Below are 9,393 nucleotides of genomic sequence, written 5' to 3'. Positions count from 1 at the left end.
TCCACCGATGGGGTGCATGGCGCTCGAATCAGCACAGAGCCGGGACTGATGCTCACGACGCCAGATCCACCTGATTGCACTCACGGCCCTCTGACATCTTCCGTTATGGCGTAGCCCCGAGCGCTCCCCGCTGGTGCTCTGGAAACTAGCAGTGCCCTATAGCCCACCGACTACCGCGCGCGGTTCCGCTCATGACGGCGGGCGTAGTAGGCGGAGAGGAGCTGGACCGCGGCGAGGGCCGTCCATGCGACCGCGACGAAGATGTGAAGCCCGGTCGGCTCCATGATGGCGATGACGATCCAGATGACGGCTAGAACCGCCCACGCCCATACGAGCCAAGGGAGGGGCTTGCCGACGAGCCGTTCGAGGAGGCTGCGCTGCTTCGTCTCGGTCATATGCGTGACGCTATACCGGACCCTGGCCGGTGACGTCCGGTAGCCGATCCTCTGCCGGGCGGCGCTGACTGGGCACCGGGGCCGGCCGGTAGCTCACCGACTACCGGACTGGCGTGCCGGCACTCGCGTTAGCCACTGAATCGATCGACGAACTGCTCACTCACCGTCCACAGGTGCTCCTGGACTGCGAAATTCCTGGCCCAGGGATGCGGAGCCACGGGGCGCTGTCGATCGAAGAAGAGCCCCGTGACACCCTCAAGCGTCGGGTCAAGAGCGAGCCGGGCTGTCGCTGCAACCCCGAGCGAGATGGGCTCTCCGTCGCGGCGACCCACCATTTTCGTCGGCATCTCGGACGCAGGATGAAGGCTCGTCATAGTCAAATTCGCAGGGTCCGCCTTGCGGGCGAAGCGGATCCCGAAAGCGACTTGAGCGAGCTTCGACTGGCAGTTGGCCCGCATCCCGTCGTAGCGGTCTTCGAGCATGACGTCATCGAAGTCGACCGGCGCCTGCCCGATAGAGCCCACCAGCACGACTCGTGCCCGCGCCGATGCCTCGAGGCGCTCTCGCAGTACCCATCGATGCTCTCGCGTCGAGGCCCGCCCCCGATGCCGGCGTTCGCAATCAGAACGTCAATCCGCGGTTCGGCGGCCAGCAGGGCGCTCGTCACCTTCCGTACTTCGGCAAGCGAGGAGAAGTCCGCTCGGCACGTGCGCGCCGTCATCGGGAGTGCTTTTGCCACGTCGTCAACGCGCTGCTGACTGCGGCCGTGGAGCAGCAGTGGCCACGTCCAGCAAGGTTGCGCGCGAGCGCGCGGCCCAGGCCGCCTGTCGCTCCCGTGATCAGGATCGTCTTCGCCATGTGAGTGCCTCCGGCTGCTGGTGTGGCGGGGCAACCCCGTGGCGCCAGCTAGTTGACATCCGCATTGTTCACGTGTGAACATTCAGCCATGAGTAACACCCAGAAGCAAGACAAGGCGGCTTCTCGAGTCGTCATCATCGGCGCCGGCGTCGCCGGGCTCACCCTGGCGACCCTGCTGACGCAGTCCGGCGTGGACTGCGTCGTGGTCGAGCGCCGCGATCGCGGCTACATCGAGCAGCGCAACCGAGCCGGCGTGGTCGAAGCGCGTGGCGTGGACATGTTCGAGCGGTGGGGCCTGGCCGAGCGATTGCTCGCAGGGCCCGTGGCACAGACGATCGATTACCGGGTGAACGGCGTACCGGAGATGTTCACGATCGACATGGAAGGACGCCAGCCCAGCCGGTTCTGTACGCAGCAGATGCTGGTCAACAACCTCCTCCACGTATTCCTGGACGAGATGGGCGGTGATGTCCGCTTCGAGACCACCGATGTCGTCGTCGGCAACGAGGACGGGCAGCGCCCCTCAGTGGCGTTCTCCGATGCCGATGGTCGACACGAGATCGAGTGTGACTACATCGTCGGCAGCGACGGAGATCGTGGCGTGAGCCGCGCGTCGATCCCGGACGGGGTCCTGACGAAATACAGCTATGAGTTCGGGTACGCCTGGCTCGCCGCCCTGGTCGAAGCACCCGTTACAGGAGCGGCGATCATGGCTCCCAGCGACCACGGCTTCGTCGGACAACTCCCCCGAGGACCCCAGCGCAGTCGCTACTACCTCCAATGCGAACTCAGCGACACCGCCGAAGACTGGCCCGACGAGCGAATCTGGAACGAAATCCGACTGCGACTGAATGACGACAGCATCCAATCCGCCGAGGTACACGAGGTGTTCTTCGTACCCCTGCGGAGCGTCGTCTACTCCCCCATGCGTTACCGGAACCTGTTCCTCGCCGGCGACGCCGCGCACCTCGTCCCGCCAGCAAGCGCCAAGGGGATGAACCTCGCCCTGTTCGACGTCGACACACTGGCCTTGGCACTCGTCTCCGCCGTCCGCGACGGCGACGCCGAAGCCCTCGGCGTCTACTCGGACACCTGCCTCGAGCGCGTCTGGAACTACCAGGACTTCGCGCTCTGGATGACCGACACGATGCACAACGCCGGCGACCCCACGCAGCACGGCGCGTTCCTGCAGATGACAGCCCGTGCCAGGCTCGCCCAGCTGCACGCCTCCCCCACCGCAGCACGCCTCCACGCCGAGTACCAGCTCGGCCTCAACTAGCCGCCACTGCCTCAGCGCTCGCCCCTCTCGCTTCAGCCCCGCCCAACCCTGCGAGAGGGGCGAACAAGCTACATGGGAGCATCGAGTATGAGCATCGACCCGACCCGTCTCCTCGTGCTCGGCGCCGTCCGACAAGAACAGCCCGCCAGCGGGTACGCGATCATGCGCGAACTCACCGGCTGGGGGGTCCAGGACTGGGCCAGCGTCAACCCTGGATCCATCTACGGTGCACTTCGCACTCTCGACAAGGAAGGCCTCGTCGCGCTCGACACAGAAGCGGCCGAGAAGGCCCCTCGCGCCTACAAGACCAGCGCCAAGTACGCACTCACCTCCGAGGGCGACATCGCCTTCACCCAGCTCTTGGGGACGGCGCTCCAGGAGATCGACCCGTACCGCCCCGCCCCGTTTATGGCTGCGCTCTGCTTCCTCGTCGACCTCCCCCGAAACAAGGTCATCACGGCGCTCCGAGATCGCGCGTCCGGCCTCGGAGAACAGCTCGACGCCTTCCGTCGGGACGAGACGAACGTGTCCATCGATCCGGACAAGCCTGTGCATTCGACCGAGTTCATCCGTCTTGCCGCCAGCCGCATCGACGGGGAACGTGCGTACGTCGAAGCGCTCATCGAGCGCCTTGCGACCGGTAGCTACGATTTCAGCAAGTGAACGGCTCCCTCGCTCGACGACGAGCGCAGCACGATGGTCGCGATCACGAATACGGGCCGCGATGTCCGCGCGGCGGTCTTCCCGGGACACATCGCCACGGTCCACCGTCGCCTCTTCGCACCGGTCAGCGACGACGATCCCGAGCATCTCGCCCGCATCCTCGGCCGCGGTGCGAGCCTGCTGGTCAGCTCATTCAGTTGAAGAGGGAGCCGCGCCGATCCTGGCCGCCGCCCTCAATATCAGCGCCTCCACCGGACACCTCATCAACGCAGGCGGCCAGGCTGCCCGGTGAGCAGCCCGGTGTGACCTCAACGCGTCCGATGAACGATCGGCCGCCGAGACCCCGGCGAAGGTGGCCCGGCCAGTACGATCGCACGATGTCGAGCATCGCCGGAAGCCGTTGGGTCATCACCGGTGCTGCCGGGAACATCGGGTCTGCGCTCCGGTCGGCGCTGTTGGAGCGCCATGCGGTCCTCGTCTCCACCGACATCCGTCCGATCACCTCCAGCAGCCCACAGGAATCCGTCGCATCGGTCGACCTTGCCGACCTGGAGAACCTGGTGGAACTCTTCGCCGGAGCTGACGGTGTGGTCCATCTGGGCGGAATCGCGGACGAGGCTGACTTCCACGACCTGGCCGAGGCGAACATCGTCGGGACGTACCACGTGCTCGAGGCCGCCCGGCGGGCAGGGGTACGTCGGGTCGTGTACGCGAGCAGCAACCGCCTGACGGGCTCGTACGCCGCGGGTGACCACGTGTCGCCCGACATGCCGCCGCGACCTGACGGCTTCTACGGGGTGTCGAAGGCCGCGGGGGAAGCACTCTGCCGGCTGTACGCGGACAAGTTCGGTATGAGCACCATCTCGTTGCGCATCGGCAGTTACGAGGAGCAGCCGTCTTCGGCTCGAGAGCAGCAGACGTGGCTCAGCCCCGCGGACGCGATCCGCGCCTTCGTCGCGGCGATGACGACCACCGAACACACGGCAGTGTTCTACGCCGTCTCCGCGAACACCGATGGCTGGTGGGACCTCCAGCCCGGGGAAGCCGTCGGTTTCTTCCCGCAGGACGACGCGGCGGCATGGGGCACTCGCGAAGTCCTTGCCCTGGACATGCCGCAAGGTGGGAGGTACGCAACCGCTGCGTACTCGACCGACCGCATGCGGCGGTAGACAATCCGTTACCGGGCCGCGAAATCGCACTAGTTGCCGAGGCGGCCACGGCTTCAACCTCCACCAGTTGGTGCTCATAGCCGAGCACGCTCACGCCGAAAAACGTGCGGTAGCCGATCAGCTATCGCAACGATCTACCGCTAGGCTTCTGCGCGGCCTCTCGCGATCCGTGCGAGCCTCCGAGCACGCGAAAACTCTTGCCCGAAGCACGATCGTTCCACGTGGCCCGCTCGTGGCCGGAGGTGCTCTCGTGCTGGCCGGGATGGCCCACTTGGCGACTGCATTGCCATCGGTCGAACACACTCGGGCAACGGTCGCTCATCACAGACCAACTTAGGCAACCGCCGCCGTCCGCCCGACCGCTACGCGGTCATACTCTCCCAAAAGATGAGTTCGTTCCGGCCCGCTTCACTGAGAGGCATGCCCTCACTGTCCGTCGCCGTGCCAAGGACGGTTGCGAACACGCTGCCGTCCGGCAACCTCAGTTCCCAGGCCGTCCACCGCATAACCCCCATAGCCAGGATGGTCCGTGCATCCGGAGGTCAGTCGAGCATCCACGCGCTGAGCGTACGACTTCGTGACGTCGACCGGTCATGATGAGCGAATTCATCGCTGGAGATCAACGTCATGGGAACGAGTGCGGACGGAACTGACCCCGCTCTCGCCCGCCCGATAGACGCCCCCGACCGGAACGACCACGAGCGACCGAGGTAGCGATGCACCCGGGTGACGACCTATCGGACGTCTTCGTTGACCTATAGGTCGTCAACCGGCAGGTGGCGTCGACCCCACCGGTCCAGCGCTGCGAAGACCTGGCTTAGGCTTCGTCCTTCGACTGTGATGCGATAACACCCTCGAGGTAGCAGTAGGTGGTGTCGGCGATGACCTATGCACTCGATTGTCGAGCGGCGTTTCACATCACGGTGAGTCGCGTGAATTGTGCGGTGGAGAGCTGCTGGGCGGCACCGCCGCCTGCAGGTATCCGCCACAACCCGGGCGTCGCTCCGTCGGCGATGTCGACGTACACGACCCCGTCCTCGGCTGCAGCACCCGGGAACGGGAATCGTGTCGTCAGTTGAACGCCGGACACAGACACTGCCCGGGTCATCTCGTCGGCATCGCGGACGAGCATGTCGTGTACTGCCCGGTCGATGTTGCATCCGTTCGGGGACCCCTCGGAGATCGCTGCGCACCACTGTGCCGAACGCAGCAGGAAGAAGGACGTCGAGTTCGCCGCGACCAGCTCGAATGCGAAACGGTCGTCCACGGGCGTGGTCGTTGTCGCTCCGGCAGGGAGCTCGTTCCAGGCTTGGTAGCCAGCACCGCCGCCGGAGGTGTCGGTGAAGTACAGGTCGCCCTGGGGTCCAACGATGAGCTGGGTGAGCCGGTTGAACGGTGTTCCCTCCGCTGCCGGCGTGAGCGACCGCGTCGTGACGACTCCGTTCGGGGCGATCGTCGTGGCGGTGCGTGCAGTCGTTGTGCCCTCAAGTGTTGCCACGGTACCGTCGCGACCGAAGGCGATGACGCCTCGAGCCGGTGTCCCGGCTCCAGCGGCCGCTGAGCGGGCTGGCGCACCCGTGACTGGCAGCTTCATCGGTATCGAGGTGGTCGAGTCGACCCAGTACAGGTTCCCCGCAACGTCCGCGGAGAGGCCACCACGAATGTGTAGCCCCGTGGCGATGGTCTTTGGTGCACCACCGCCGACGGGGTACATCGTAATCGAGGTCGAGTCAGGCGCCGGGACGAACACGTCCCCGCGGTCATCGGCCGCGTACCCGGCCCCGTTTGGCGCGACCGTGGTCGCCGGCCCGGTTCCGCTCGACGGGAAGCGCACCACCGATCCGGAGGCATCGAGCGCGTACAACGACTGCGTGGTCGGGTCGCTCGTGGCACCGGTCGCCGTGTACCGGACGGTCACCGCAGGCCCGGTGCCCCGCGAGCCGGTTGCCTGAACGGTGAAAGAGTAGGTGGTCCGTGTGGTCAGGGCGCCGAAGTGGTCGGACCGGGCGGAGGCGCGGAGCCTGTCGACTCCTTGGTCCGGTTGCTGTTCAGCGGGAGTGATTTGCACCCTCCACCCCGTCACCTTCGCACCGGAAGACGGTGCCCGCCACGTGAGGTCAGCGTCACCGCCGGTCCCGGTGACGCGGACGACGGTCGGCGCACCCGGCGTCGAGGAATGGGTAACGGCCTGCGCGGGCAGGGCGACTCCGACGGCTATCAGCACGGCCGCCACGGCTGCGGTGAGTACGGCTTTGTACACGGTGTCCCCTACCCTCTCCGTGGCTCCTACGCCTCGGCTGAGCACATGCTGACACTCGGGAACCGCGCGCAGAACGCCCAGAAGGCCGGATGCGGCATCGCGCAACCGCAAATCCGACGGGCTCACGAGATAGGTGCGAGGCCCTGCAGCTGGAGCGCTGCCCGATCTGGAGGTTGGCTGGCGGGGCGGATGTGGCACTGCCTCTATCGGTGCGGGCGGGTTGAGCGCATGCTGTGAGCGGAAGCGGAACCCGAATCTGCAAGCGGCTGAGACCCTCGGCCCGTAGGGAAGAAGCACGCTTTGGCGTAAGTGAAGCATCGACGCTTCCTTCCTGCCCTGCCTCGGCATCTCGTCGTTTCGCGTACAGGTAATGCGGTCGGACGGGGAGGGACGCTCGCGTCCCTGCGAGCCGGGCCACCGACGCGCTTCGGCTCGTGCGATCGACAGCACATCGCTCTGCATTCAGGAGTGTGGGAGACGAAGTGTTTCTCGTGGATCTTCGCCGTAGCGCGCCACGTACGCGCGGCGAATCTCCCCAGGTGCGAGACTCCCCATACGCCACTGCGCTTCCAGCAGAGCCCCTCCCACCCGCCGCCTCCGCGGCGGTACCAGCTGGAACGCACCAAGCGAAGCCAGCGTCCCATCACCACCACCCTGTACGCCGGTATCACTTCGCCCCGTTGGTCGAACGCGGGGTGGGATGCCGGATCAGGTAGCAGCCCACCCCGCTGACAGCGGGAACCACCCATCTGCCGTCACACAGTCTGCACGCACCGGCACCTCGTACCGTGCAACCGATGAGTCACCCAACCTCACGCCGGCGAAAGCCCGCTCCCGTTCGCCGGCCGCGCGGGAGCCTGCGCATGCACTGGTGGCAATGGGCGCTCCTCGGCGCCCTTGCCGCCGTCACGGCAACGCTGCTGGTGGCCGCGCTGACGCTCAAATAGATCCGGCATGCCGCTGCCAGCGGTAAGTGGGTTCCCGGGGGTGGTGGAAGGTTCGGGTCATCCCGCCACCCCCGGGATAGCGCACTCCCCCACCAGCCTCAAGGCAGGAAAGGCAAGTCTCTCGAACGGGAAACGAGTGTCACGCAAGCATCACTGCCGCGGAGCGCTCCGCACAGCATAGGGCCGACGTGGTGCCGGCGGACCTTGCTGTCCGGTTCCCCGGGAGAAGTTCGGGATGTCGGCCACGCACCAAACGCCGCCGACATCCCGCACGCGCCACATCCTGACCCGAACAGGGGGCGCACCATCAACGATGCGACCACGCGCATGTGCGGACAAGTCGGCACTACAGAGGACTCGCTTTGACGACGGACCGAACGGGGTATGTCTGGCCGCCACCCGAAGGCGGCCAGACATCCCGGAGCGACACCACACAAACGCGGCTTCAGCTGCGGAGCAGATACCCGAACCTGCTCATGAACAGAGTTAAACAACTCCCGCCATGCGGGTCCATCCCCAAAACAGGGGGAACGGTCGTTCTCTCACGCCGGACTCGACGCGACACCGGTCTGCGCATCTGCCCGGCAGCCGCAACTCCAGGGCACTCGCTGGAGCCGTCACGCCGGCAACTGGGCACGGGCAGCGTAGGCAGTCTCGGATGGTGTCTCCCCGTACTGAGCCCGGTAGTAGCCGGAGAACCAGCCTAAGTGCGAAATCCCACTCGCCGCCGCAGCCGTTCCGACCGGCTGATACGGGTTCGCGAGGATCATCGCTCGTGCCCGGTGCAACCGCAGCACCCGGACCACGGCTGAGGGTGCATGCCCAAGTCCCGCTGGAACGCTTCCTGCAGACCCCGTTTGCTGTAGCCGCTCGCCGCCGCGATCTCCGGTGCCGTCAGCTCCCCCCCCATACCGCGACCCGATACATTCCAGCGCCCGAGCCACCGCCGGCTTCTGCGCACCAAGATCGATCCCCACCGCTGCAAGCTCGTCCGACGACGTCGACATGCACCGACCGTGAAACCCAGCCCACCAACCACGGTCACGAATCGAGGAAGCCTCCCCCAAGGACGGCCGCCGCAGCCTGCACGGTTTGCTCGAGACGGTAGAACGCGCCGACCTCAGTTTCACCGTCAACATCGGTGAGGAAGAACGCTCCGTTGTCGACAACCACCCGGCCGACGATCCGGTCCGTCCGGCTCTCGATGATGTCCCACTCCGTCTCCGACCGTCCCCGCAACCGCAACGCGTTCACACCAACACCCCATCCCTGCCCAGCCGCGCTCTCGGGAACCGGGACAGCATGATGCTCACACACCGTCAACGCCCACCCCGAAGGCCCCACCGCGTGCGGACGAAACGACACCGCGACCGTTCCTGGTAGCCGGCAATCGTGCCAAGCACACCGCACCTCCCACAGCACTCTCGTCACCACCGACGCACCCCACTCCCCCGCAACGGCACCGCACAGCCGTGACGGGACCGTAACGCGCCGCGGGCACTCGTCGCCAACCCGGCAGCACCACACCGACCTAGCCGGACGTGACACCACCACTCGTTCCCACCCTCGAGCAACACCGCCCGAAAGCCGATCTTCAAACGGGACAGACTCCAACAGCATGCAGGACCCTCGAACAGGTTACATTTCCCACAACAAATATTACGATGCGGTAACGGGGTACGAGGTTCCAATCTCCTCGTCGGAGGGTGCCGAATAGCTTGCACGGGCCGGGAAACACCCGGAGCGCTCACCAGCCGCACATTGCTGGTTCTCCACCCTGCACCAGGGTGTGTTCGGCGCGCACACAGCAGCCGCGCCGAGC

At 66.1% G+C, this 9,393-nt stretch carries 9 protein-coding genes; 4 read left to right on the top strand and 5 right to left on the bottom strand.

The annotated features are described in order from the left end of the window. Positions 1-170: 170 nt before the first annotated feature. Together EDF40_RS00565 and EDF40_RS00560 are read right to left on the bottom strand one after the other, a co-directional pair. Positions 171-395: a hypothetical protein gene (locus EDF40_RS00565; RefSeq protein WP_123338518.1), complete on the bottom strand. Its 225-nt coding sequence runs from the start codon at positions 393-395 to the stop codon at positions 171-173. 128 nt (positions 396-523) lie between these two features. Further along, entirely contained in the window at positions 524-877 is a 354-nt protein-coding gene (locus tag EDF40_RS00560; RefSeq protein ID WP_131922784.1) for a hypothetical protein, read from the bottom strand. Positions 878-1,341: 464 nt separating this feature from the next. On the opposite strand from EDF40_RS00560, the gene EDF40_RS00555 reads away from it, so the two are divergent. The 4 genes from EDF40_RS00555 to EDF40_RS00545 all read left to right on the top strand — a co-directional run bounded on the left by EDF40_RS00555 (position 1,342) and on the right by EDF40_RS00545 (position 4,364). Continuing rightward, the gene (locus EDF40_RS00555; RefSeq protein ID WP_123338516.1) at positions 1,342-2,532 is read left to right on the top strand and encodes a 4-hydroxybenzoate 3-monooxygenase; all 1,191 of its coding nucleotides are present in this window, start codon (positions 1,342-1,344) and stop codon (positions 2,530-2,532) included. Between the two features lie 87 nt (positions 2,533-2,619). After that, positions 2,620-3,195, top strand: coding sequence for a PadR family transcriptional regulator (locus EDF40_RS00550; protein ID WP_165901220.1), 576 nt, complete (start codon positions 2,620-2,622; stop codon positions 3,193-3,195). Positions 3,196-3,228: 33 nt separating this feature from the next. Continuing rightward, entirely contained in the window at positions 3,229-3,396 is a 168-nt protein-coding gene (locus tag EDF40_RS19055; protein ID WP_165901221.1) for a hypothetical protein, read from the top strand. A gap of 176 nt (positions 3,397-3,572) precedes the next feature. Further along, positions 3,573-4,364, top strand: coding sequence for an NAD(P)-dependent oxidoreductase (locus EDF40_RS00545; protein WP_185002600.1), 792 nt, complete (start codon positions 3,573-3,575; stop codon positions 4,362-4,364). A gap of 913 nt (positions 4,365-5,277) precedes the next feature. On the opposite strand, the gene EDF40_RS00540 is transcribed toward EDF40_RS00545, so the two are convergent. The 3 genes from EDF40_RS00540 to EDF40_RS19045 all read right to left on the bottom strand — a co-directional run bounded on the left by EDF40_RS00540 (position 5,278) and on the right by EDF40_RS19045 (position 8,825). Next, positions 5,278-6,729: a fibronectin type III domain-containing protein gene (locus EDF40_RS00540; protein ID WP_185002597.1), complete on the bottom strand. Its 1,452-nt coding sequence runs from the start codon at positions 6,727-6,729 to the stop codon at positions 5,278-5,280. Between the two features lie 1,459 nt (positions 6,730-8,188). Beyond that, positions 8,189-8,578 (bottom strand): helix-turn-helix domain-containing protein, encoded by a 390-nt coding sequence (locus tag EDF40_RS19650; protein WP_185042154.1) that lies wholly within the window; start codon positions 8,576-8,578, stop codon positions 8,189-8,191. Positions 8,579-8,612: 34 nt separating this feature from the next. Continuing rightward, a complete protein-coding gene (locus tag EDF40_RS19045) occupies positions 8,613-8,825 on the bottom strand; it encodes a hypothetical protein (RefSeq protein ID WP_131922788.1) in 213 nt (70 codons plus the stop codon). Positions 8,826-9,393: the final 568 nt, after the last annotated feature.

Source organism: Curtobacterium sp. PhB170, from assembly GCF_003752345.1.
Taxonomy (GTDB): Bacteria; Actinomycetota; Actinomycetes; order Actinomycetales; family Microbacteriaceae; genus Curtobacterium.
The sequence above is the reverse complement of the archived record's forward strand: the minus strand, read 5'-3'. Positions and strand labels throughout refer to the sequence as shown.